The sequence below is a fragment of the Acinetobacter chengduensis genome (assembly GCF_003664645.1).
Lineage (GTDB): Bacteria > Pseudomonadota > Gammaproteobacteria > Pseudomonadales > Moraxellaceae > Acinetobacter > Acinetobacter chengduensis.
Genome location: NZ_RCHC01000006.1, coordinates 11,699 through 37,398 on the forward strand (window position 1 = coordinate 11,699; position 25,700 = coordinate 37,398).

A 25,700-nucleotide genomic window follows, 5' to 3' on the forward strand; every position below is an offset into this window, starting at 1 on the left:
ACAAAGGATAAAGTAGTCTTAGTACAGTGCTTTTAATAAATCGCCAGCACCTTGCTCAAGCAAGTCTTTGGCTAAGGCCACGCCTAAAGCTTCTGCATCTGCAATAACACCTTGTTGTGTTGCTTTGAGTAGTGTTAAACCATCAACACTTCCGACACGGCCTTCAATGTGTAAACTGTCCTGTTGCAATGTGGCATAACCTGCGATAGGCACTTGGCAACCGCCTTCCAAATACGCATTAAAAGCGCGCTCTGCGCGTACACATGCATTGGTTTCGGCATGCATAAGAGGCAAAATGTAATCTAATACTGTAGTGTCGGCTTCACGGCACTCTAAACCTAATGCACCTTGGCCCACGGCAGGTAAGCTTAGTTCAGGTGCCAATGTATGGCGAATGCGCTCAGCCAAACCAAGACGTTTTAAACCTGCACTGGCTAAAATAATTGCGTCATATAAGCCTGCATCCAGTTTAGATAAACGCGTACCTACATTGCCACGTAAATCAATGATTTCTAAGTCTGGACGGCTTTTTAAAATTTGACATTTACGGCGTAAGCTTGATGTGCCAACTTTTGCCCCTTGAGGCAAATCTGCAAAACTTGCATAAGTATTGGAAACAAAAGCATCAAGTGGATCTTCACGTTCACAAATGACCGCGAGCGTTAAACCCTCTGGTAATGCCATGGGTACATCCTTCATCGAATGTACAGCCAAATCTGCACGACCATCGAGTAAAGCGGCTTCAAGTTCTTTTACAAATAAGCCTTTCCCACCAATCTTAGCCAATGGTGTATCTAAGATTTTGTCACCCTGAGTTACAAATGTAACCAACTCGACCTGCAAACCTTGGTGTAATGCTTCGAGACGAGCTTTAATATGCTCTGCTTGCCAAAGTGCAAGCGGGCTTTGTCGTGTTGCAATCTTCAGGGTTTTCATAACATTCAAATAACAGTCAATATGAGCATATTCTAAACTTAACTGTCTTACATTGAAATGCAATATCTTTAAGGCAAAAAATACGATTAAAACTTAGAGTTTTTGTATTCGCTCTCTTAAATTGGGTAAATGTCGGCGACTGACTGCCAAGCGCTCTTCTAATTCACGACACCGTACTTGATATTGCCCTGAACTCACTACTTCTAAACCATCTAAATAATTGACTGACACCAATGCATTACGATGAATCCTGATGAATTGATCACCAAATTCAAGTTCTAAATCTTTGAGTGTTTCATCAATTAATACACTGCCATTTTTATGCCTTACCGTGACATATTTTTGATCTGCCAAAAAATAGTAAATATTTTCAACAGGGACCAATTCCACGCCACGATAGGTCTTTGCCGCAATTTGATGACGGCTGATTTTGAGTTCTTCCATATTTTCTTTTTGTTTTATACCGCTCATTTGAGCTTGGGTGAGTTTAACGAGATGATCTAAAACTTGCTGCAATTCCTGTTGCATCACGGGTTTTAGCAAATATCCTTCTGCGTTCGACTTAAATGCATCAAGTGCATGATGGTCATAAGCAGTACAAAAAACAATGGCTGGCATTGGATCGAGTTCACGCAAATGCTGCGCGCAAGCTAAACCATCCATTTCAGGCATTTGAATATCTAATAAGATGACATCGGGTTCTAGGCTTTGTGCCAAATCAATCGCTTGTTGTCCATGCGATGCAGTTGCCACAACTTGATGTCCCATCTGTGTGACCAAACGTGATAATCGCTCTATTGCCAGAGACTCATCATCACAAATCAGGATGTCCATTTCTCCTCCTTACACAGTTCACTTTATTTATTTTTATAAGTGCACGGTGCTGTTTTTACTTATATTGATACTGTACAACGGTCGTAAACATTTCTTTGCCCGCATACGTTTGAAATGTCACTTGTGGCCCATAATAGGCTTTTAAGCGCTGATGTACATTTTCAACTGCAATACCATGTCCTTGGCGTAACTTTATTTTATCCTGAACAAATGGATTAGTAATGACGATATTGACTTGATTTTGCGAAATTTCAATCAATATGCTTATCGTACTCTTTGTTAGAATTTTTTCAACTCCATGAAAAATACTATTTTCCACTAGAGGTTGTAAAGTTAGTAGCGGAATTTGTACGCGATCGTACATTTCTGGATTAACTAATTTCCACTCTACATTTAAGCGCTCACCTAAACGAATTTGTTCAATAGCCAAATAACGCTGACATAACTCCACCTCGTCTTTGAGGCTGACCAATTTGAGTTCTTGAAAACTCGCACGAAATAAGCGTGATAAATTCAACAGCATTTGTTCAGCTTTATCTGGATCAATTGCAATTAAGCTAATAACGCTGTTCAGACTATTAAATAAAAAATGCGGATGAATACGCGCTTGCATCGCTTGAATACGTGCATTTAGCTCACTATTTTGTTTACGCGACCATAACTCTCTTAAATAAATATAACGAAAACAGATCATGCCCAAAAGCACACCAAAACTTAAATGCATTAACGCGCCATCCCACACATGCGTTACACTCAAACCTGCTAGGCTCAGGTTTTCACCAAAATAAATTAAGCCATTGATACTCAAGGTGGTGAACAGCACCAACACTTGCAGGAGTAAAAAGCCCAAAAACAACTTAAATTGTAGGTTTAATGGCGATAGCCTCGCCTCAAAATATTCTGTTAAGGCCGCAAAAGATAATAAAATCCAATTAATAAACAGCACATATTGCATGGTATTGGTAAAGCTTAAATACTCCCATGCTTTGGCCTGTGCCAAGGCCAATACCAAAGCCAAAATATTCCCGGCCCACAACAATTCTAGTAAATACTTACCTCGACCAAAACGCATTGCAAAGTAACTCAAAGTTGTGGTTCTTGACCGCTCGCGAAAAGTTTGCAGGTCTGCTTCGGCAATGGGCGTTGAATTTGCTATACTCTTTTTAGTTCTACCGCTTTTTATCTTATTGAGCCGACATGACCACATCTTCTAATTCCTCTAATCCGTCACAAGCCCAAACTTCGGGTATGTGGGGCGGCCGTTTCGCTGAAGCAACGGATGCTTTTGTAGCTGAATTTACAGCATCTGTTCAATTTGACCAACGCTTTTATAAACAAGATATTGCAGGCTCTATTGCGCATGCAACCATGCTTGCAAAAGTTGGCGTTTTAACAGAACAAGAACGTGATGACATCATCACTGGCTTAACTGCGATTAAAGCAGATATTGAAGCAGGCAACTTCGAGTGGCGCATTGACCTAGAAGATGTGCACATGAACATTGAGTCACGTTTGACTCAGCGTATTGGCATCACAGGTAAAAAATTACACACAGGTCGTAGCCGTAACGACCAAGTAGCAACCGACATCCGTTTATATGTACGTGATGAAATTGATGCTATTTTGGAATTGTTGCAAAAACTACAAAAAGGTATTTTGGGCTTAGCTGCTAAAAACACCAATACCATTATGCCAGGGTTTACTCACCTACAAACTGCACAGCCAGTGACTTTTGGTCACCATTTAATGGCGTGGTTTGAAATGCTAGTACGTGACTCTGAGCGTTTAATTGACTGCCGTAAGCGTACCAACCGTATGCCATTGGGTTCAGCTGCACTTGCAGGCACAACTTACCCAATAGACCGTGCATATACAGCAGAACTTCTAGGCTTTGAAGCAGTTGCTGAAAACTCACTAGACGCTGTATCTGACCGTGACTTTGGTATTGAATTTAATGCTGCAGCTTCACTGATCATGATGCATTTGTCTCGTATGTCAGAAGAAATGATCCTTTGGACATCTGCACAATTTAAATTTGTGAATATTCCAGACCGCTTCTGTACGGGTTCTTCAATCATGCCACAAAAGAAAAACCCAGATGTACCTGAGTTGATTCGTGGTAAAACTGGCCGTGTATATGGCGACCTCATGAGCTTATTAACGCTGATGAAAGGTCAACCTTTGGCATACAACAAAGATAACCAAGAAGACAAAGAACCCTTGTTTGATGCCATCGATACAGTTCGTGGCTCACTCATGGCATTTGCTGACATGATTCCTGCTTTGGTTCCAAACATTGAAATTATGCGTGAAGCAGCACTTCGTGGCTTCTCTACAGCAACTGACCTAGCAGACTACCTCGTGAAAAATGGCGTAGCATTCCGTGATGCACACGAAATTGTAGGCAAAGCCGTTGCACTTGGCGTGCAAGAAAGCAAAGACTTGTCTGAATTAACACTTGAACAACTTCAACAGTTCTCTGACTTAATTCAAGCCGACGTATTTGAAAAAGCATTAACACTTGAAGCTTCTGTGAATGCACGTAACCACATTGGTGGTACCGCGCCTGCACAAGTTGAAGCTGCAATTGCACGTGCATATACACGTTTAGAACAGCTTTACGCTTAATTGCTTTATACAACTTTGGAGTATTGATATGTCTCGACAAATTTTTTGCCGTAAATATCAGGCTGAAATGGAAGGCTTAGACTTTGCACCCTTCCCTGGTGCAAAAGGCCAAGAACTTTTTGACACCGTGTCTAAACAGGCATGGAGCGAATGGTTAAAGCACCAAACAACGCTGATTAATGAAAAGCGTTTAAATGTGTTTGAACCTGATGCAAAAAAGTTCCTTGAAGAACAGCGCGAAAAATTCTTCAGCAATGATGAATCACTCGAAAAAGCTGAAGGGCTGAAGCCTGAAGCGTGATAAAGCGGAGCACTGCTCCGCCACGTTGCAAGACGAGAAGCTAAGCTTCGAGTGAAAATAAGGCATTGCCTTATTTTTCTGCAAGACAAGCGAAGCGCATAGTTTCAAATGTCAAAAAGGAGTCCGCAAAGGCTCCTTTTTTAATGTTCCACCCTTACGCAAGGCAAGCGCTGAAAGCGCGCGTAGGCTTTAATCTAAAAAGAATCTCCATCTTAGGGGATTCTTTTTTTATGCATTACTTAAAAATTAGGCAAGACAAGCGAAGTACGTGGCTTCAAATGTTGTAAAGGAATATAAAAGACTAATTTTTTATTTCTAAAATTGCTCCGCCACATTTCAAGACCAAGACACAGCAATTAAAGCTTTCATTGACCCGTGATTTATTTGAAGTAAAGTAGAATGGATAAGAATGACTCATTCATTAGAAATGTTTCAACCACGCAGCTTTGTATCAAAATAATTTAATGTAAACATGCATATACACAACGCACATAAAACTCAACATTACACTACAAGAAGCCACATGATTCCTGACGCTTAGGTGCCTATAATGGCAATTAAGGATAGAGAGTTAGACTCTTCTTCTATAACCACAAATATCCCCGATTTTTATTCCCAGTCTTCCCCCAAAGTCTGGGAATTTTTTTATCCTTTTTTTGTGTCACTTCTACTGCCATCACGGAATACTCAAAACAACGTCGTATTTTTTAAATATACAAGCCATAAAAAAGCCCCTCATTTGGAGGAGCTTGATTTCGATCATCTGGCTGAATTATGGTTGCTTTAAATACGGCCAAGCGGCTTTCAAATAAATAAACATCGACCATAAAGTTAAGATCACAGCCATATACAACAAGCCATAACCTAACATTTCAAGCGGTTGCCAGTTTAATAAAAACACGGTGATCGCAATCATCTGAAAAGCAGTTTTATACTTACCTACCGTAGATACAGCCACACTGGTACGTGCACCCAATTCCGCCATCCACTCACGTAATGCAGACACAGTAATTTCACGGGAAATAATTACAATGGCAGCAAAAGCCATAGAAATTGTCGGTTGCCATTGCACCAGAACAATCAGCGCAGCCGCCACCATCAATTTATCTGCGACAGGATCGAGAAAACGACCAAATGCAGATGTTTGATTGAGAGTACGCGCCAAATAACCATCAAACCAATCAGTTACTGCAGCCACAACAAAAATACCCGTCAACAAAATATGACGCGACATGCTTGCATCATGACCTTCTACGCCCATTGCTGGTGGCCAATACGCCACCGCAAGAAACACGGGAATTAGCCCAATTCGCGCTAAAGTTAAAATATTTGGAATATTCAGGATTCGACCTGCTGCCATAGACACCGCCAGTGTTTACCCCCATCGTGCATGATGTAAATGCACAATTTTCTGAGGATTTATCCATCATTATTAATTGCGTTCACTTTATACGAAATGCCCTACAGTGTCACTAGGCAAAGACCGTCACCACTTGACGCGAGATCGCAATCAGACGATCAGAGCTGTCCCAAAGGTGTGCTTGTTCTGTCGAATAACCGTGCGCAACATAGTCGGTCACGACTTTATATTTTAACCAATCATGCAAATTTGATTGCAAGGGATGCACGCAAGTCAATTGCCAAGTCAATGAACTGGCAGGCGCCATCATCTTATACATAGGCAACACACCCGGTGGCCACATATCAAATGCCGCCATCAAATCTGCAGTTTGTAATGCTCTATTTTCATGCAATGCAGGATCGAAGCGGAACCAGCCACCAAAGTCTGGCTTTGGGCTTGCTGTACACGGATATTGTCCTTCCGCCCAAATCATTTGCATTTGCTTGAAGCATTCAGGCGCAAGCGGATGATGCTGTGCAATCTGGAGTTGCTCAACGGCTGGGTATGCAGGAGCAGGCATTTCTTGATGAACCCGAATACTCGAGTCCCGTAGCACACCAAAACTTGCGACCAAAATCGTTTGTACGGCGTCATCTTGCCATAAACGTACTTCAATGGTGGTGACTGACTTACCTTGACGCAAGATTTCTGCACTCAGTCTCACCTTAGCCAATTGCACAGGCCCCACAAAGGTAACACTGGCACTCAGCAAGCCTTTGCTTTCATCTGCAATGCTTGCAATGGCTTTATGCATTAGCATACTGGCAACCAAGCCACCATAAATGGTTCGTCCTTGTAGCCATCCTTGTGGGATATCCACCCATTCAGCTTGATCAATTTGTGCATACATTTGCGTTAACGACATGGGACATCCTTCTCTAAAGCGCTCAGTCAGTATAGTTATGCAAGTTGGAACTGATGTGAATGATCATTGACCCATGCGTCATTGAGCACTTTGACCAAGCCTATGTCATAGTAGCCATTGAAACAGCAGAATTTAAAGCGCCTCATGTAATATTTTATAGATGGTGCGTGCCATTACATCACCCAAACCGGGTACTAATTTAAGATCATTTTCTGATGCCTTTAACACACCCTGTATGCCACCAAAATGCGTAAGTAAATCACGGCGACGCTTTGGCCCTAAGCCCGGAATTGCTTCAAGTACAGAAGAACTACGTTTTTTATCGCGTTTGGCACGGTGCTTGGTAATTGCAAAGCGATGCGCTTCATCACGTACCTGTTGAATCAAATGCAAGGCTTTATGATCTTCTGGTAATTGAATTTTGTGGCCATCGGTAAAATGTAGGGTTTCTAGGCCGGGCTTACGACCTTCCCCTTTCGATACACCAATCATAAAGGCGTCCAGTTCAAGCTCTTGCATGACCTCCATCGCCATGTGCAATTGGCCTTTACCACCATCAATTAACAGCAAGTCTGGGAGCATCGCTTTTTTATAACGTCGGGTCAGTGCCTGACGCATTGCCGCGTAATCATCCCCTTCGGTAATGTCTTGAATTGAAAACTGACGATAGTCGCGCTTACGCGCACCACCTGAATCAAATACCACGCAAGATGCCACCGTTGCTTCACCCATAGTATGCGAAATATCAAAGCATTCGATACTATCGACTGGGCGCCCCACCACTTGCTCTAACTGATGGAAACGCTCATTCAACTCAAAATGATTGGCAAGCTTGCCTTTAATCGCATGCTGTACATTCATCTGCGCTAATTCTAGCCATTCAGCACGGGTTTCACGCACCTTATGCTTAATCTGAATTTTTTTCTCAAACTGCTGTTGTAGTGCATCTTCCAACTCTTTGCGGTTCGCAGGTTCAACATTCACAATCAGCTCAGCTGGAACTTCATCTGCCACTTGGAAATAAAAATTGGCCAAAAAGTCAGATAGCATTTGGGTTAAGTCATCACCTAACATATCTGGAAAATAGCTCTTTCCCCCCAGCATTTTACCGTTACGCACATGCATAATTTGTACGCACGTCACGCCCGCATGATAGGCAATGGCCATAATATCTGCCTCACCTTTGACTTTATAAATCGCTTGCTGCGATTGTACATCGCGCAGTAGCGCCATCCGGTCACGATAAAACACCGCTTTTTCAAACTCCAAGGCTTCGGCTGCGGTTTCCATTTTTTGAATCAATTCCAAATTCAGCTCTTTGGTATCACCCTGCAAAAAGCGAATCGAGTTATTGACGTCTTCTTTATAATCTTCTGGGGAAATGAGCCCCACACAGGGTGCAGAACAACGCTTAATTTGATACTGCAAACACGGACGTTTACGCTGTGAAAAATAGCTATTTTCACACTGGCGCACATTAAATAATTTTTGAAGCACCACCAAAGTATCACGGGCATTATAAGCACTTGGATAGGGCCCAAAAAATTTGCCTGCCTGATGTTTGCCCTTACCACGGCCTGAAGCAATTCTCGGATAGGGCTTGTCACTTGAAATAAAAATATAAACGTATGATTTATCATCGCGTAACATGATGTTATACGGCGGACGATGTAACTTAATCAGGTTTTGTTCTAATAATAAAGCTTCTGTTTCAGAGCGTACCACCAAGGTTTCAATATCATAAATTCGAGCCACCAACGCTTGAGTTTTTGGATGTTCAATGGTTTTGGCAAAATAACTCGATACACGATTTTTTAGATTTTTAGCCTTTCCCACATATAACAACTCGCCGTCTTTACCCAGCATGCGATACACGCCAGGCAACGTGGTCATGTTGGCTAAAATCGTTTGAATATTTTCACGTGCGTTTTCGTTCACAGGTTGCTTTTCGTTTGGCATATAAAACGATGATGTAGTCGCATGATGCTTTTTTCAAGTCTTGCCAATAGGACCAACACTTCAGGCCATGTCCTTTTTACAATAATCTCTCGCCCAGCACTTCATTTCAACGATCATCTAATTGCTAAAAACTATCAGTCCCAAAACTGAAGTTTGCTATGCTCAAGCTGTTGACTGACCAAAGGACGCTTTCAAATGAGCAATGCCAATCATGCTTTCCATGCTGTGCACCCTGCACTGTCTACACACAGCACATCAGAAAAAAACCGCTTGATTGGCAAACCGCGTTTTCATTTTGAACCAGAAGCTGTCATGCAAAAGTTACGTGAGCGCATTATTGGACAAGATGCAGCTCTAAATGAAATTGAAAAAATGTTGTCTGTGGTTAAAGCAGACTTTTCCAGTCCAGACCGCCCCTTGTCTGTGACCCTCATGCTTGGACCAACTGGCGTGGGTAAAACCGAAACCGTGCGTCTGATTGCCGAGGCCATTTACGGGCATCCAAATGCATTCTGTCGCATAGACATGAATACACTCGCACAGGAGCACTATGCGGCTGCCATTACGGGCGCACCTCCGGGCTATGTGGGTTCAAAAGAAGGCAACAGTCTGTTTGACGAAACAGCAATTGTAGGGAGTCATACCCGTCCTGGCATTATGCTATTTGATGAATTAGAGAAAGCATCGACCGAAGTTATTCGTGGACTGATGAATGTATTGGATACAGGCCGTTTGACCTTAACTGCAGGCACCAAAACCATTGATTTCAGCAATTGCATGATCTTTATGACCAGTAATGTGGGGGCGCAGGCAGCTCAGCAATATCTCGATAAATTGAATTTTTTACCCAAAAAAATGCAAGATCTTTGCCTTAAACGCGTACCAACACAAACCATCATTGAAAAAGTAATGCAACGTAAATTCGACCCTGAATTTTTAAACCGTATTGATCGCACCTTGCACTATTTGCCAGTACAAGATGACGCGTTGCCAAAACTGGTCGATATTGAACTGGAAAAATTAAATCTGCGTTTACAGCATCAAAAGCGTAGCGTGACCTTAACAGCCACAGCCAAAGCACATTTTTATCAAGGGCACGATATCCGTTATGGCGCGCGCCATTTAGGCCGAAAAATGCGAACTGAATTGGAGCCAATTTTGGCCTTATATTTTTTAACTCATCCAGAGCACATGAGCTTAACACTCGATGCACAAAATGGCACATTGTGTATTGCAACGCAACAAGCCAGCTAAGAGCTGATTATCACTTTCAGTTAAACCTTAGTAGCACTCAAACTGGCTTTAAATGTGGCAAGCTGACGCGGAGAGATTAAAATAAATTTTGGCTTGCCATCCTGCACATAATCAATACGCACACGCTGAAAAGATAGCGCAGGTGCAACGGTTGAAAAATCTGTGTCTCTAACGCTTTGTATACTGGCCAAAGGAATATGCCATGTCAAAAACATAGACTTAACCACCAGCGCTTTGGCCTGCAACTGATAACGCGTACTCCACAAAGGCCACCACAAAGCCATAATTGTAAGCGCATAAACAGTCGCAAATGGCCAGTTGTGTAGCAGACTGCCTTTAGCCAACATATTTAATAACAATTGAAGTAGCAGACCAGTCATTGAAATGACGAAGCCCCATACCCACCAGTCAATTTTTGAATGAAATGTTTGTTTCTGCATACTTTAATTCCCCCAAATTGCTTTCATTCTATACAGAAATTTAACGTTAAAAAATTTAAATGACAGTCAATTATGCTATTAAAACTGCGCTTTTATGTCCGCTTATAACGTTATGATGTGCCCAGTGAGTAGTGTCGATTGAATTATAAAAAATAAGCGGATTGACCTTTTTGACTAGACAGACACGCATTGATCTCTTGAAAAATTAGACTAATTCCTCATATACATAAACGTGATAAAACTAAAAATATGAGTTGAAACAAAAGTTTCTTCACATGATGACCAGCTGAATTAAGCCTTAAAGCTACGGGATACAAGTTTAAAGACTAAAAAATTTGATGACCCTTGCGTCACGGCTTGATACAACTTGTTATGTTCTTTTTGGATATAGTTATCGTAAGATTGGCGAAGCAGAAATGTGCGCAGGAATCGCGCTCACGCTTCACAACATCAACTTAGAAGTCCTCCAAAATAAAGGAGATCAGGCATGATCCACGCTGGCAATGCCATTACCGTCCAAATGCTTTCGGACGGAATCGCAGAATTCCGCTTTGACTTACAAGGTGAGTCGGTCAACAAATTTAACCGTGCAACGATTGAAGACTTTAAAGCTGCAATTGACGCTGTTAAAGCAAACGCAGACGTTAAAGGTTTAATCGTCACTTCAGCTAAATCAACGTTTATCGTTGGTGCTGACATCACTGAGTTTGGTGCAAACTTCGCTCAAGGCGAACAAGCCATTGTGGACTGGGCACTGCCTGTTCACGACATTTTCAATGCATTTGAAGATTTAGACCTTCCTAAAGTTGCTGCTATTAATGGCATGGCTTTGGGTGGCGGTTTTGAAATGTGCTTAGTCTGTGACTATCGTGTCATGTCTGAAGCTGCACAAGTCGGTCTTCCAGAAATCAAACTCGGTATCTACCCTGGTTTTGGTGGTACTGTTCGTTTAAGCCGTGTGATTGGTATCGACAACGCGGTTGAATGGATGGCAATGGCTGCGCCGAAAAAACCGGCTACTGCACTTAAAGATGGTGCTGTAGATGCGGTTGTGGCTGCGGACAAACTTACCGATGCTGCCATTGACCTTGTGAAGCAAGCACTTGCTGGTCGCCTAGATTGGAAAGCAAAACGCCAAGAAAAATTAGAGCCTGTTAAACTCAACATGCTTGAGCAAATGATGGCGTTCAATACAGCAAAAGGTGCTGTACTGGCAAAAGCTAATCCTGCTCAATACCCTGCGCCAAAACTACTTTTAGACTCATTACAAGCAGGTGCAAGCCTTCCACGTAATGAAGCGTTAAAAATTGAAGCACAAGGCTTTGCAAAAGCTGCGGTAACGCCACAAGCTGGCGCATTAATTGGTCTATTCATTAACGACCAAATTGTGAAGAAAACCTCTAAGCGCTATGAAAAAGGCGCGCATCCTGTAAACCAAGCAGCTGTACTTGGCGCAGGCATTATGGGTGGTGGTATTGCTTACCAAGCGGCAAGCAAAGGCACACCAATCATCATGAAAGACATTGGTAATCCACAGCTTGCTTTAGGTATGAAAGAAGCGAATGGCTTGTTAACTAAACAAGTTGAACGCAAAAAAATGAAACCTGCGCAAATGGGTGAAACACTTGCTCGCATCCGTCCTACTTTAAGTTATGACGAATTCAAAGAAGTGGACATCGTGATTGAAGCTGTAACGGAAAACCCTAAAGTGAAGGGTATCGTACTGGCTGAAACTGAGAAGAATGTACGTGATAACACAATCATTGCTTCTAACACATCTACGATTTCAATCACTCGTTTGGCTGAAAACCTACAACGTCCTGAAAACTTCGTCGGTATGCACTTCTTTAACCCTGTTCACATGATGCCATTGGTTGAAGTGATCCGCGGTGAGAAGACTTCTGCTGAAGCTATTGCGACGACTGTAGTTCTTGCTCAAAAAATGGGTAAAACACCAATCGTGGTGAACGACTGCCCGGGCTTCCTTGTAAACCGTGTGTTGTTCCCTTACTTCGGTGCATTTGACCTATTACTTAAAGATGGTGCTGACTTCCAGCAAATCGATAAAGTGATGGAAAAATTCGGCTGGCCAATGGGCCCTGCTTACTTGATGGACGTTGTGGGTATTGATACTGGCGTTCACGGTGCAGAAGTCATGGCTGAAGGTTTCCCTGACCGCATGAAGCCAGACTTCAAAGGTTCAATTCAAACCATGTACGAAAACAAACGTTTGGGTCAAAAGAACGACATTGGTTTCTACAAGTATGAACTTGACCGTAAAGGCAAAAAAGCCAAAGTGGTTGATCCAACTGCGTATGAACTTGTTGCATCTGTTGCAACTGCGGAAAAACGTGAATTTGATGCTCAAGAAATCATTGACCGTATGATGCTGGCATTCTGTAACGAAACTGTTCGTTGCCTAGAAGACAACATCGTTGCAACTGCAGCTGAAGCTGACATGGCGATGATTATGGGTGTAGGTTTCCCTCCATTCCGTGGTGGCCCAGCACGTTACATCGACCAAACAGGTGTTGCTGAATACGTTGCGCTTTGCGACAAGTACGCGCACTTAGGTAAAGCTTATGAAGCGCCACAAATGTTGCGTGACATGGCTGCTAACAACAAAAAATTCTACGGTTAAGGAGCAACGTGAATGGCTACTTTAAATCCGCGTGACGTTGTCATCGTTGATGGTGTACGTTCTGCAATGGGTAAAACCAAAAACGGTATGTTCCGCAATGTCCGTGCAGACAGCTTATCTGCTGAACTTGTACGTGCTTTAGTTGCTCGTAACCAGTTTGATACCAACGAAGTTGAAGACGTAATCTGGGGCTGTGTCAACCAAACCCTAGAGCAAGGTATGAACATTGGCCGTAACATTGCGTTATTGGCTGATTTACCCCGCACTGTTGCAGGTCAAACTGTAAACCGTCTGTGTGGTTCTTCTATGCAAGCGATCCACACCGCTGCTGCTCAAATTATGACTGGCCAAGGTGATGTATTCATCATTGGTGGTGTGGAGCACATGGGCCATGTGGGTATGATGCACGGCATCGACCTTAACCCTGAAACATCTAAGCACTATGCAAAAGCGTCTAACATGATGGGCTTAACTGCTGAAATGTTAGGTCGCATGAATGGTATTACGCGTGAAGAACAAGATGCGTTTGGTGTTGAATCACACCGTCGTGCTTGGGCTGCTACGCAAGAAGGCCGTTTTAAAAATGAAATCGTGGGCGTCGAAGGTCACGATGCAAATGGCTTTAAACAGCTTTGCGACATTGACGAAGTCATTCGTCCAGATGCTAACCTTGAAGCATTCCAAGCTTTACGCCCTGTGTTTGATCCGAAAGGTGGTTCTGTAACAGCTGCAACATCTTCAGCTTTGTCTGATGGTGCTTCTGCAATGTTATTGATGTCTGCTGAACGTGCTCAAGCGCTTGGTCTTAAGCCACGTGCTGTGATCCGCTCTATGGCAGTTGCAGGCTGTGATGCTGCAATTATGGGTTATGGCCCAGTTCCAGCAACTCAAAAAGCACTTAAACGTGCTGGTTTGAGCATTGCTGACATTCAAACTGTTGAGTTAAATGAAGCATTTGCTGCTCAAGGTCTATCAGTAATGAAAGGCTTAGGCATTTATGATAAGCAAGACATCATTAACTTAAACGGTGGTGCGATTGCATTAGGTCACCCATTGGGTTGTTCTGGTGCGCGTATTACGACGACTTTGCTGAACGTTATGGAACAGCAAGATACACAAATTGGTCTTGCGACCATGTGTATTGGTCTAGGTCAAGGTATTGCAACGATTATCGAACGTGTTTAATTTTTAGTTAAACACTGAGATTAAAAAACCCCGCGAAAGCGGGGTTTTTTATTAATTTTTCATTAGATTATTAACGTTAATAATGCATAATACGCATAGAAATCAAACAAAACAGAACTAGAGTATCTATGAAATATTTTGCGTTACCACTTATCGCGAGTCTTGCATTTACAGGCTGTGCCACAACAAAAATCTCTGATGAATCTCGCCAAAAATTAAATCAAACTCAAGTTGCAATTCAGGTAAAGCCCGTAGCGATTTTTGTGAACTCGTGTTTTTTAACCAATGAGTTAGGAAAAGATTTAGTACTGCATGAGCCTAGTCAACTGACAAGTGAAAAATTTATTCAAACTTTTACACAACAGCTCAACCAACATAATGTAACTGTCAGTACTTCTGCTACGCCATTTATTTGTGGTTCAATGTCTGAAGAACAACTGAAAAAATATGAATTTCAGGCTGATAGAAATTCTAAAAGAACACCTATCAACACATATCCTTTATTAAATCAAAATAATAATATGCCTGATGATCAACGTGCTGCAGCACTTGCCCTCACTCAATTTATAGCCAAAACAGATGCTGTAAATTTAGCAAACATTCAAAATAAAAATTCTCAATTAGATATGCCTCAGCTTGATGAAAAAACAGTAAAGACTTTAAAAGAATGGGCAAATTCAAATTATATTTTTTGGGTTTCTCTCGATGGCATGAATGCATCTTTAGGAAATAAATTTGCAATGGGTACCTTAAGTTTAGGTGTAACACTAGCAACTATGGGGGCAGGTGCTGGTATAGTTACAGCATACATGCCTAAAGAAGGTCAGCAATATTCAGTTCGCCTATTAGACTTAGATAAGCAATCATTTGAATGGCATAAATCCGACTTACTCAAAGGCAGAATTTATTCAACAAAAAACCATACCTTACAAGCGGATCAGATCCTAAATCCTTTGTTTGAAACAAAAGTAAATTAAAGTTTAGACTTAGATAGTGATCCCTTTTTCAACCATTTAGTAAAGTAAATGTTGAGTTGATACTCATATCTTCAACTCAACATATTACAATTTTAGGGTTAGATTTTCAGTGCTTTTAGCATCCAAAATGCTATTCAATCCACTTTCTTCCCTGTATTGAACTTATGCACATCACTCATATTTTTCATTGTTTGTCTTAATCTTGTAGCACTTATACAAAGCACTTAACTCAACTTCTTTAAAACTAAATAGAAAGCTTAGCTGAGTGGCAATACCTATCTCTCCACTGCATTCAACGACACATATAAATTTTATGACTTTAAACTTTTGAGTTTGACAACTTTTTAAGCGTTTTAATGCTAGGCTTAAACACGATAAGAATTCAGCTTAACTATATTTAAAATAATACGGAGTTTATCGATGTTTACATCACCTTTAAAAACCATCATTTACTTAAGCGTTATGGGAACATTATTTATAGGCTGTACCACCAAAAACCTCATTACTAAAGACCATAAAACCCATACCCGTACCAATAAAGTGACCTTGATTGAAGACCAAGTCGTGGCATTTGGCAAACCCGCTCAAAATCTGCCAAATTTACCTGCGGATAGCTTAGTCATCGCAGGGCAACAAAAAAGTTATATCCTCACCCAAGGCGGTTCTCAATTTATCAGCTTAATTGGGAAACTAGACCCTAAAAATATTCAAGTCACCCGAGACCTGAGTTTTTATTCAGAAAAGAATGATGGCCATTTCACAGGCATATTGCCATTGTCTTATGTGAAGCTCAAAGAAGACATTACTAAGCGCGATAAAGAATTCTTTATTGAAAATGGTGCTAAGGAATGTTCAAGCTCTAGTGATGAACGCATGTCTGCACAGCGTTTCTGCTTCGAGATTAAATTGGCAGGTGTGGTCTATCCAGCTGCTAACAATTTAAAGTCTTTAAAAGCTTTAAGTAAGCCTTATCAGGTGAGTATTTATACCCAGCAACAGGAAAGTTATAAATCTAAATCAAACATGAATCCTTTGGAAAAATTAGTACTCCTGCCTTTTGCTGTCGCGATCGATGTGGTAACTCTCCCTTTCCAAGTCGCCAATAAACTTTTTGACTAACCCTCATGTATGGGTTTTCTTAAACTTATATTCTTCAATAAAGCCCCTCAATATTGGGGGGCTTTTATATGGGCTAATAAATAAGCTGAAATGCGCGATATAAAAATACCGATTCAAAAGTAGAAACCCAAGCGTAACAATCTGAAACATTATGTTATCGCTCTGTAAATATAGTTGATTAATCACACAATTTTAGATCACTACACAATCAAGCCCATAATAAACAAGCATTTAAGCATTAACATAGCGCCCTCTTCCAACCCAATTACAAAATTCAGGATGCTACCCATGAATGCGATTAAAACTACTATTGCTATTGCTCTAGTTGCAGGTACAACTTCAACAATGGCTGCTGAGCAAAGCTTTCTTGCAACAGCAAAAGCAGATGCAATGAAAACAGCAACTGCTGTACAAACCAATACTGTTGCTACCAAAGATGCTACTGTTAAAGCTGTTGTTGCAGAAAAAGACGCAACTGTAAAAACAACTGTAGCAGCTAAAGATGCAACTGTTGCAAAAGCTGTAGCCACTAAAGATGCAACTATTAAAACTGCGGTTGCAACAAAAGAAGCTGACGTAGCTAAAGCAACAGCAATGAAACAAACTGCTGTAGCACAAAAAGATGCGACTGTAGCAAAAGCTGTAGCGACTAAAGATGCCACTGTTAAAACTGCGGTTGCAACAAAAGAAGCTGATGTAGCTAAAGCAACAGCAATGAAACAAACTGCTGTAGCAAAAGCTGAAGCTACTCAAGATGCAACTGCTGAAAAAGCAAAAGAAATTAAAGATATTGCAAACAAACCAGCTGTAAATGCAGAAGCGAAAAAAGACTGTGCAAAAAAATGTGCAGAGAAAAAAGCACAAGTAGCAAAAGCACAAACTGAAGAGAAAAAAGGTTTCTTCTCTTGGTTTAAGAAATAAGCGCGCCTAGCGATATTTCTAAGTAACAAATAAAAAAGATGCCACGCATGGCATCTTTTTTATTACCTGTATTTCATAATCAATACATGCATTGACCGCATGATTTACATCACAGCCCTGCTATAAACTATTTTCCAGTTCTACACGATTGGCATGGCTGACTTGTTTCATTTGTTGATTCAGTGCCAGTATCTCTTTATATAAGGCATTAAATTGCTTTAATGGCTCATCTTCATAAAACATAAATAGTTTATTTTTCTTTTCCCAACGGTTATTTTTCAGCACTTCAAAAATTTGATCCGCTTTGGCTAAACTTTGCTGCTCTAGTTCAAACAATGCATGTGCATCATCATTTTTTTGACTGTCTCTTAAACTTTGTGTCAGTTGATGGCTATAGCGACCACTCACCGCCAAATGCTTGGCTTGATCTAAGCTACGTTTCTCCATTTCCTTCGTTTGCTCAGCATAGGCGTCCACCACCGCATGTACATCTTTCAGCATTTTTTCTGTTTCTACATATTGCTGTTTTTTATCTCGACTTAAACGCTCTATATCTAAAAAATGATCCCAATCTAAGGCTTTTAAATCACGGATATAACGGTTTCGAGCCTCTGCCGTTTCAATCATTTGATTCAACACAAAACTCGCCATAATTTGATAATCACCCGAAAGGCGTGCATCGGAAGTATCTACTTGAATAGGTGTATCGACATGTCGAGCAGCTGTTAAAATCTGTTCGGTTTTATCCAATAACACCTCTTGATAGGCTTGCAACTTTTGCTCATCTTGCTTTTGCACATAATATTGGTAAAACAATCCACCAAAAATCAGTACGGTGGCCAGTGTTAAAATAAGTGGAATACGTGACATAAAAAGCTCCGAGTGCCGTGACCCAAGCCACTTTGAATTTAAAATAAATTCTTTAACTTGGTGTGCTTCAATCAGGTTGTTCTATCTTATTTTGCTTTTGAATTTAAAATATGTAGGCTTTGTTTGGCTTCAGTTTGAATTTAAATTCAAATTTTTATAGATCAGTTTATGTTTAAATTCATTTCAAAAATAATCCTCAACATGCTTTTAAATTTAAACTGCAATTGAGCTAAATCTTGAGGTAATGGTCACAAATATTGGTATATAACTTAATCAAGAAACTAGTTATTAAGGCAAATTTAAAGCAAAGTGATGTATGGCTATTGATCCGCACACCACCTTCCAGATAGATACATATAGCTATATACGCAGTTAAGGTAAGGTGCGCTCTAATATGCCTAAGTTCAGTTGTTCTCGGCCCATTTGTACATTGGTCGCACTACGGTCAATACCAAAAGGTTGAAGCATAATATACAGACCATTACGCGGGTCTGCGGACTGTAAGCCTTCAGCGATATTTAAAATATGTTGCTGCATTACTGGCGATAGACTCGCTAAATTAGGTGCAGGTTCTGGTGCTTTTAAATCAAGGTTTTGAATCACAGTCGGATCCGCCGCATAATTTTGTGTATTACGCTCCAGCTTCATGACCTCTTGCTGTAATGCTTTACGTTTTGCAGGCTCTTCTTGTGCTGGCTCAACCACTGTTTCATTTCTTAACTCACGGTCAGCCATCACCGTTAAAACTGGCAATCGCACGGCTTCAGCATTCTCACCTGTCGTTGGCTCTGTTGCAAACGTATGTACCGTACATAAGCTTAGTACGCTAGCAATCATTAAAATATAGTATTTTGGAAGATTCATAAGACAATTCTCAAATTTAAATTCAAAGCTTTCGTTTCTTCAAATCATCTTGAAATTGTACAATAAATCACCTTTACTTCTTTAATCCTCAGATAAACGGTGCTGCTGATACTCAGATCACAAGCTTAAACATCACGCTTTTTTATTGTCCAATTCTGAGCAAAACTGGAAACTGCACCTCATAGCACTGCTGTGGTTGTTGCTGCAAAAATTCAGCCATTTCCGCTAAGGGGTTTAGTCCTGTCAATTGCACATAATGTTTTAAACCCGACCATGTTTGAAAATAGTCCAACAACTGTTGCCCTGTCCAACTGTACTTCAATTGCAGTGCTGGTACAGACTGCTCTTCAAAAGGAAAAGGAATGCTTTGATAGCACTCATCTACATAGCGCCGTTCTGCATCCCAATAGCCCTTAAGGGTCACTTTATATAAGTGCTGAATCAGCTGATCTAAGCGCAAATCAGAAGCTTCTATCAAACCATAGCCAATCACCGCCAAACAACCTTGCGGTTTTAGAACTCGTTTTACTTCTGCATAAAAGGCATCAAAATCAAACCAGTGAATTGCCTGTGCGACTGTGACTAAATCTACACTATGATCATCAAGCCCTGATTCTTCGGCAGATGCCGCCTGATAGATTACATTTTCAAGCTTTGGTGCCTGCGCCAACTGTGCAGCACTTAGGTCGGTTGCGAGTACCTGCTGAAAATACGGTGCCAACCAACCTGTAAATTGTCCAGAACCTGCACCACAATCCCATGCCAAGGCATTTTCAGCTACATGTAACATGATTTGCTCAATAATTTCCGCAGAATAACTGGGACGTGCTTGCTGATACAGCGAACTGTTATCTGAAAATAAATCCTTCATTTTTCCTCTGCCCTCAAAGTACAGCTGTCTTGCACCGCTCGTTTTTATGGTCTTTCAACACACATTAATACATTGTGATGCAATACAAAATAGACCGAAGGTCGCAAGCATGGGCCACGAATATTTTTATTTTAGCCACAGTTCAAATAGGGCGTTCGCCGACTGAATTTGAAATCGAGCTGCAGTACAGACGGTTGCTTTTTAAGCATATTATTAAAGTGGAGACGAAAAAAAGCCCCAAACATGGTTTGAGGCTTTTTTGAATATGGTGGCGAGACCCAGGATCGAACTGGGGACACACGGATTTTCAATCCGTTGCTCTACCTACTGAGCTATCACGCCGATGCGGTGTATTAAGCCGTATCTGGTCACATTAGTCAATCAAAATTATGATTATTTTTTCCGAGTGAATAAATTTTAGGCAAAAAAAATCCTTGATGGGATCAAGGATTGAAACTTTAAATAAGTTTTGAATATGGTGGCGAGACCCAGGATCGAACTGGGGACACACGGATTTTCAATCCGTTGCTCTACCTACTGAGCTATCACGCCGATGTCGCGTATTAAACAGTTTAAGCGACATGCCGTCAAGCATCATCAGTGCTTTTTTGCGTGTTTGTTTACTTTTACAGCAATATTTCACACCGATTGATTATTTTTTGTTTAAAACTCAGTTTTTTAGCGCTATTTCTTTGCTTTTTAGCATGGCCTCTTGGCGCTATCCAATGTGATTATTTTCTTTTTATCTTATTTTTGCAGAGGGCTGGTATTTATATGGCATAAAAAAGCAGCCCGAAGACTGCTTAAGATGTCATTATAATTTATGCAAAATTTTACAGCTTGTCTAAATGTGCCAAGCAACGGTGAATCGCGCCACAACCTGGTTCAAATACTTTGACACCTTTTTCTTCTTCCATACGACATGCTTCGCTCACCAGCCTTTCTGCAACACCGCGACCGCGATTTGCTGGATGAACCACAATATTTTCGAGGACTTTACTTTCACCTTGTCCAGTACACCAAATTGCACCAATCAGTTTGGTGTTAAACTCTGCAGTATAGAATAAAGTATATTGCGTTAAACTTTGTTCTAGTTGCTCAATGGCATCCGCGCCGTCACTAAACTCTGGGCTGGTGTCATACAGTCGCTCAAGCTGGCTGCGTACTTCATCATTTTCCAAAGAAGTATAGGCATGTACGGTAATAGGCATTGATAAACCCTCCTGAGCAATCTAATATCGTTGACTTCGTCATTAAGGCGAAAAATTTTACATCATTTTTAACGTTTTTGAGGAACGTGTCTATGACAGATCGTATCAGCGAAGTGGTAAGAAACACTAACGAAACTAAAATCCGAGTTCGTTTGAACCTCGATGGTACAGGTCAAGGCACCCTCAATACTGGTATTCCATTTTTAGATCATATGATTGATCAAATCAAGCGACATGGCTTATTTGATATTGATATTCATTGTGATGGCGACCTCGAAATTGATGACCATCATACTGTAGAAGACTGCGGTATTACTTTAGGCCAAGCCTTTGCACAAGCATTGGGCGATAAAAAAGGTTTGAAGCGCTATGGTCATTTCTATGCGCCACTGGATGAATCTCTAAGCCGTGTAGTCATCGATTTATCTGGTCGTCCGGGCCTATTTATGGATATTCCATTTACACGTGCCATGATTGGTCGCTTTGATGTTGATTTATTTTCAGAATTCTTCCAAGGTTTTGTGAACCATTCATTAATGACGGTACACATTGATAACTTGAAAGGCAAAAACAGTCATCACCAAATTGAAAGCACATTTAAAGCATTTGCTCGTGCACTTCGTATGGCATGTGAAATTGATCCACGTGCTGCCAATACTGTTGCTTCAACCAAAGGGACTTTGTAATGACCCGTATTGCCCTTCTTGACTATGGCATGGGAAATCTTCACTCTGCAGCCAAAGCACTAGAGCATGTTGGTGCAACAGTCGATGTGACCAATGACCCGAAGTTAATTGCTCAGGCAGATAAAATTGTATTTCCTGGTGTAGGTGCAATGCGCGACTGCATGCAAGGTATGCACGAAGCTGGTATTGATGAAGTGGTACGTAAGGCAGCCTTCAACAAGCCAGTTTTAGCAATTTGTGTGGGCATGCAAGCATTAATGCAACACTCTGAAGAAAATGGCGGTGCCGATGCACTGGGCATTTTTGAAGGTGTGGTTAAACGCTTCCCAGATGTAGAAGGTTTAAAAGTACCGCACATGGGTTGGAACCAAGTGCATCAAGCAGATCCGAGCCATCCAATGTGGAATAACATTGAACAAGACGCTCGTTTTTACTTTGTACATAGCTTCTATGTTGAACCTAAAGATAAAGCGCTTGTGGCAGCGACGTGTGATTATGGCCTAGAATTTTGTACAGCGATTCATCAAGAAAACTTGTTTGCGACGCAGTTCCATCCAGAAAAGAGCCATACTGCTGGTTTACAATTGTTAAAGAACTTTGTGGAATGGGATATTTAAGTCCATTTCAAAGTTAAAAAGCCAACAAATATGTTGGCTTTTTTTATGACTCATGGTCATGATTTTAAATTTAATTCACTATAAGTTAAATAATTTCAAAATCTTATCTTTTAAAACAGCACTAAAAGTCTGAACTTTAAAAAATAAAATATTCACTTAATACATTAATTAATAATTCACTTTCAGTGTGTCATGAAGTGTAGTCTCTTGAGTGTAAAAGTAGCATTAAAGGCCTGTTTTTTATAAAAAATAATTACATTTTCTCACAATTCTTTTTTATAACAATATTTGCTTGTTTTTTAACACAAAAACCATAAATAGTGACATATATCACCTTTATATGCATTTTTTATAGTTTGTTCACACTATGTTTGTCTGTTAAACATAAATGGTAAGACCTCTTCATGAACTTTCGAATACAAGAAATGCATAAACGGAGAATTCCAAAATGTTTAAATTATTTTCGGGCAAAATCAGTGGCGTTTTAACGCTAGGTTTACAGGGCCTCACCAAAGCTGTGGGCCATATTTTAGATGCCGTCGTACATACAGCCGATGCACTTATTGATACATTGGGCGTAGTTCTCTCTCCACTCACAAGCGCTTTAAGCCATGTACCTGTGCTGGGTACAACGGTGAATAAAGTCTTAGACACCACCACAAATCTTTTAGATTCAGTTACAGGTGAATTACACCAAACTGCACATACGTTAAAAACAGGTAACCTTGAAGGCGGTGTGATTGACCTGCTTGATGGTGTCACTAGCATTGCAGGCAATGCGGTTACAGGTGTTGCAGGCTTAGCGGACCATGTAGTTGGCTTAACCGACCCACTGACAGAAGTACTCGGTCAAGTGCCAGTATTAGGTGGTGCAGTTTCTGCCGTAGGCGGTACAGTAGACAACTTATTGGGCTTTGTAGGTGAAACAGGCCAATATGTAGCAGACATCAACCCAACCGATCTTTTAAATGATCTTGCATCTAATCCAACTGGAACATTGGGTGGTATCGTACAAGATCTTGCAGGCTCTGGTGCAAACCTTGTAGCAGACTTAAATCCATTGGTTGATCTTGCTTCACAAATTCCAGTATTGGGTAGTGTTGTAGGTGCGGTCAGCGAAACTGGCACCAACTTAACAGGCTTGTTAGGCGAAACTGGCCAATATATTGGCGGCATTGATGCTGGCCAATTTGTAGGTAGCTTACTGACCAATCCAATTGCTACTGCCGGTGAATTGGTTCAACAGGTGTCAGGTACGGTTGATAGCCTACTAGATGACATTGCGCCAATTACTGATTTAACCAACCCAGTCCCTGTGGTGAATGTTGCTGTCGATGCTGTAGGTGCATTGGCAGGAGGCTTAACTGCGGGTCTATACGATGCAGGAACAGTGTTAAGCACTGCACCATCTTTATTGGATCAATTCCAATTGCCTTCTTTTGTCTAATAGCTCCCAATTACATAGTTAGCTCATATTGTAACTTCGCACTTAAAAACCTGCCCTCATGGCAGGTTTTTTTGGTTAGCACATCGATGCTGTGTTGTTGTCTGATACGACAACGCTTACTTTGCCTATTTTTTGAAAAGATATTAAGCTCAAATACTTGCTTACTTTCGTGTCCACCCCATGGATCAATTACAACATACCACACTGCCTAATAAAGAAGATATTCAGCACTTCCCTCTCTTTCAGAGCTTGCCTGCTGAGCAGATCATGGTGATTGATCGCAAAGAACAATGCCAGGCTATTGCAACTGAACTGATGCAAGCCGCGCTGTTAGGTTTTGACTCAGAATCTAAACCGACCTTTCAAAAAGGCGAAGTCGCGACTGGCCCGCACTTAATTCAATTGGCCACGCATGAACGTGCATATCTCTTTCAGGTGAATACCGAAATTTTAGCGTTTTTAAAACCGATCTTTGCCAATCGAGATCAAATTAAAGTCGGCTTTGGTCTTAAAAATGACGCTCATCTATTTCGTAAAAAAGGCATCGAACTGAACAGTGTGATTGAGCTATCGAAGTGCTTTAAAGCCTTTGGTTTAGACAATCCAGTCGGGCTTAAAAATGCCATGGCACTGCTGTTTCGGGTCAACTTTCCGAAAAGTAAAAGCGTCAGCACCTCGAACTGGTCTAGAAAGCAATTGCTTCCCCAACAAGTGGCCTATGCTGCTGCCGATGCTTACGCCCCCGTACTGGTTTTTGAAGAGCTTCTACGTTTAGGTCTATTACCAAAGGACATCCCCAATACCTCACTCAAACTACGTATACGGCCGAATAAAATAAATCCAGCATCAGACGCTTAGCGTTTTGCGAATACTTTGTTAAGATGGCGCACATTGTATTCAATTTAAGATTGGGCGAGGAGCGCAAGCATGCTGATCATCCCTGCAATTGACCTGAAAGATGGCAAATGTGTTCGTTTAAAACAAGGTCGTATGGAAGACGATACTGTATTTTCTGATGATCCAGTGGCAACTGCACAGCATTGGGTGAATGAAGGCGCGCGTCGCTTGCATTTGGTTGACTTAAATGGCGCTTTTGCAGGTACTCCTATTCATAAGCCTGTGGTTGAAGCAATTGCAAAAGCTCAACCCAACCTCCCAATCCAAATTGGTGGTGGTATTCGTTCACTTGAAACCATTGAACACTACCTAGATGCTGGCGTGTCGTATGTGATCATCGGGACTAAAGCTGTTCAAAACCCTGAATTTGTTGAAGAAGCTTGTCAAAAATTTGCAGGCCACATCATTGTAGGTATTGATGCAATGAATGGCATGGTAGCAACTGATGGCTGGGCAAACGTGACAGATGTGAAAGCAACTGAGCTGGCAAAACGTTTTGCTGATGCGGGTGTTTCAAGCATTGTGTATACAGACATTGCACGTGACGGCATGATGCAAGGTGTAAACATCGAACAAACTGTTAATCTAGCAAGCCATTCTGGTTTACCCGTGATTGCTTCTGGTGGCGTAACCAATATTGATGATGTACACGGTTTAAAAGGCCGACCAGGCATTTTAGGTGCGATTACAGGTCGTGCAATTTATGAAGGCACGCTAAACCTTCGTGAAGCTCAAGCAGTGTTAGACGCTTAATTCAGCTTCTGGTTGTGCTTTC

General features: G+C 41.2%; 24 protein-coding genes and 2 tRNA genes. 13 read left to right on the forward strand and 13 right to left on the reverse strand.

What is annotated here, in order from left to right; genetic code table 11:
• Positions 1–18: 18 nt before the first annotated feature.
• The 3 genes from hemC to D9K81_RS06655 form a co-directional block, all read right to left on the reverse strand.
• On the reverse strand, positions 19–936 hold the full coding sequence (gene hemC / locus D9K81_RS06645; RefSeq protein ID WP_120374847.1) for a hydroxymethylbilane synthase: 918 nt from the start codon (positions 934–936) through the stop codon (positions 19–21).
• A gap of 93 nt (positions 937–1,029) precedes the next feature.
• Positions 1,030–1,770: a LytR/AlgR family response regulator transcription factor gene (locus D9K81_RS06650; protein WP_120374848.1), complete on the reverse strand. Its 741-nt coding sequence runs from the start codon at positions 1,768–1,770 to the stop codon at positions 1,030–1,032.
• A gap of 55 nt (positions 1,771–1,825) precedes the next feature.
• A complete protein-coding gene (locus D9K81_RS06655; RefSeq protein ID WP_120374849.1) occupies positions 1,826–2,977 on the reverse strand; it encodes a sensor histidine kinase in 1,152 nt (383 codons plus the stop codon).
• Here D9K81_RS06655 and argH point away from each other — a divergent pair.
• Positions 2,968–4,398, forward strand: coding sequence for an argininosuccinate lyase (argH, locus tag D9K81_RS06660; protein WP_171406893.1), 1,431 nt, complete (start codon positions 2,968–2,970; stop codon positions 4,396–4,398). The two genes, D9K81_RS06655 and argH, sit on opposite strands and share 10 nt — an antisense overlap.
• Positions 4,399–4,426: 28 nt before the next feature.
• On the forward strand, positions 4,427–4,699 hold the full coding sequence (locus D9K81_RS06665) for an oxidative damage protection protein (protein ID WP_120374851.1): 273 nt from the start codon (positions 4,427–4,429) through the stop codon (positions 4,697–4,699).
• Between the two features lie 772 nt (positions 4,700–5,471).
• Here D9K81_RS06665 and pgsA read toward each other — a convergent pair.
• The 3 genes from pgsA to uvrC form a co-directional block, all read right to left on the reverse strand.
• Entirely contained in the window at positions 5,472–6,059 is a 588-nt protein-coding gene (gene pgsA, locus D9K81_RS06675; protein WP_106984277.1) for a CDP-diacylglycerol--glycerol-3-phosphate 3-phosphatidyltransferase, read from the reverse strand.
• Positions 6,060–6,171: 112 nt separating this feature from the next.
• Entirely contained in the window at positions 6,172–6,966 is a 795-nt protein-coding gene (locus D9K81_RS06680) for a thioesterase family protein (RefSeq protein WP_121523167.1), read from the reverse strand.
• 132 nt (positions 6,967–7,098) lie between these two features.
• Positions 7,099–8,904, reverse strand: coding sequence for an excinuclease ABC subunit UvrC (gene uvrC / locus D9K81_RS06685; RefSeq protein WP_120374958.1), 1,806 nt, complete (start codon positions 8,902–8,904; stop codon positions 7,099–7,101).
• Positions 8,905–9,120: 216 nt separating this feature from the next.
• On the opposite strand from uvrC, the gene D9K81_RS06690 reads away from it, so the two are divergent.
• Positions 9,121–10,179, forward strand: coding sequence for an AAA family ATPase (locus tag D9K81_RS06690; RefSeq protein ID WP_120374854.1), 1,059 nt, complete (start codon positions 9,121–9,123; stop codon positions 10,177–10,179).
• Between the two features lie 20 nt (positions 10,180–10,199).
• On the opposite strand, the gene D9K81_RS06695 is transcribed toward D9K81_RS06690, so the two are convergent.
• Positions 10,200–10,619, reverse strand: a complete 420-nt coding sequence (locus tag D9K81_RS06695; RefSeq protein ID WP_120374855.1) for a PH domain-containing protein — start codon at positions 10,617–10,619, stop codon at positions 10,200–10,202.
• Positions 10,620–11,106: 487 nt separating this feature from the next.
• On the opposite strand from D9K81_RS06695, the gene fadB reads away from it, so the two are divergent.
• The 5 genes from fadB to D9K81_RS06720 all read left to right on the forward strand — a co-directional run bounded on the left by fadB (position 11,107) and on the right by D9K81_RS06720 (position 17,462).
• Entirely contained in the window at positions 11,107–13,260 is a 2,154-nt protein-coding gene (gene fadB / locus D9K81_RS06700; RefSeq protein WP_120374856.1) for a fatty acid oxidation complex subunit alpha FadB, read from the forward strand.
• Positions 13,261–13,272: 12 nt separating this feature from the next.
• Entirely contained in the window at positions 13,273–14,445 is a 1,173-nt protein-coding gene (gene fadA / locus D9K81_RS06705; RefSeq protein ID WP_120374857.1) for an acetyl-CoA C-acyltransferase FadA, read from the forward strand.
• 128 nt (positions 14,446–14,573) lie between these two features.
• Entirely contained in the window at positions 14,574–15,422 is an 849-nt protein-coding gene (locus D9K81_RS06710; RefSeq protein WP_120374858.1) for a hypothetical protein, read from the forward strand.
• 420 nt (positions 15,423–15,842) lie between these two features.
• Complete coding sequence (locus tag D9K81_RS06715) at positions 15,843–16,541, forward strand: YidX family protein (RefSeq protein ID WP_120374859.1); 699 nt, start codon at positions 15,843–15,845, stop codon at positions 16,539–16,541.
• 288 nt (positions 16,542–16,829) lie between these two features.
• Positions 16,830–17,462 (forward strand): hypothetical protein, encoded by a 633-nt coding sequence (locus D9K81_RS06720; protein WP_120374860.1) that lies wholly within the window; start codon positions 16,830–16,832, stop codon positions 17,460–17,462.
• Positions 17,463–17,582: 120 nt separating this feature from the next.
• Here the strand turns inward: D9K81_RS06720 and D9K81_RS06725 are convergent, their stop codons facing one another.
• The 6 genes from D9K81_RS06725 to D9K81_RS06755 all read right to left on the reverse strand — a co-directional run bounded on the left by D9K81_RS06725 (position 17,583) and on the right by D9K81_RS06755 (position 21,278).
• Positions 17,583–18,332 (reverse strand): hypothetical protein, encoded by a 750-nt coding sequence (locus D9K81_RS06725; protein ID WP_120374861.1) that lies wholly within the window; start codon positions 18,330–18,332, stop codon positions 17,583–17,585.
• 372 nt (positions 18,333–18,704) lie between these two features.
• Complete coding sequence (locus D9K81_RS06730) at positions 18,705–19,196, reverse strand: hypothetical protein (RefSeq protein WP_120374862.1); 492 nt, start codon at positions 19,194–19,196, stop codon at positions 18,705–18,707.
• A 142-nt stretch (positions 19,197–19,338) separates the two neighbouring features.
• A complete protein-coding gene (locus D9K81_RS06735; RefSeq protein ID WP_120374863.1) occupies positions 19,339–20,067 on the reverse strand; it encodes a class I SAM-dependent methyltransferase in 729 nt (242 codons plus the stop codon).
• Between the two features lie 266 nt (positions 20,068–20,333).
• Positions 20,334–20,409 (reverse strand) — tRNA-Phe (locus D9K81_RS06745).
• A gap of 134 nt (positions 20,410–20,543) precedes the next feature.
• Positions 20,544–20,619: transfer RNA gene (locus tag D9K81_RS06750), tRNA-Phe, on the reverse strand.
• 281 nt (positions 20,620–20,900) lie between these two features.
• Positions 20,901–21,278 (reverse strand): GNAT family N-acetyltransferase, encoded by a 378-nt coding sequence (locus D9K81_RS06755; RefSeq protein WP_120374864.1) that lies wholly within the window; start codon positions 21,276–21,278, stop codon positions 20,901–20,903.
• Between the two features lie 92 nt (positions 21,279–21,370).
• Between D9K81_RS06755 and hisB the strand changes: the two genes are divergently transcribed.
• The 5 genes from hisB to hisA all read left to right on the forward strand — a co-directional run bounded on the left by hisB (position 21,371) and on the right by hisA (position 25,678).
• Positions 21,371–21,964 (forward strand): imidazoleglycerol-phosphate dehydratase HisB, encoded by a 594-nt coding sequence (gene hisB, locus D9K81_RS06760; RefSeq protein ID WP_120374865.1) that lies wholly within the window; start codon positions 21,371–21,373, stop codon positions 21,962–21,964.
• Positions 21,964–22,581, forward strand: a complete 618-nt coding sequence (hisH, locus tag D9K81_RS06765) for an imidazole glycerol phosphate synthase subunit HisH (protein WP_120374866.1) — start codon at positions 21,964–21,966, stop codon at positions 22,579–22,581. Before hisB ends, hisH begins: the two co-directional genes overlap by 1 nt.
• 448 nt (positions 22,582–23,029) lie before the next feature.
• Positions 23,030–24,028 carry a hypothetical protein gene (locus D9K81_RS06770; protein WP_120374867.1) on the forward strand — a complete coding sequence of 333 codons (999 nt, stop codon included), beginning with the start codon at positions 23,030–23,032 and terminating at the stop codon, positions 24,026–24,028.
• A gap of 180 nt (positions 24,029–24,208) precedes the next feature.
• Positions 24,209–24,886: a 3'-5' exonuclease gene (locus tag D9K81_RS06775; RefSeq protein WP_120374868.1), complete on the forward strand. Its 678-nt coding sequence runs from the start codon at positions 24,209–24,211 to the stop codon at positions 24,884–24,886.
• A gap of 69 nt (positions 24,887–24,955) precedes the next feature.
• Positions 24,956–25,678, forward strand: coding sequence for a 1-(5-phosphoribosyl)-5-[(5-phosphoribosylamino)methylideneamino]imidazole-4-carboxamide isomerase (gene hisA, locus D9K81_RS06780; RefSeq protein WP_120374869.1), 723 nt, complete (start codon positions 24,956–24,958; stop codon positions 25,676–25,678).
• The last annotated feature ends 22 nt before the right edge of the window (positions 25,679–25,700 follow it).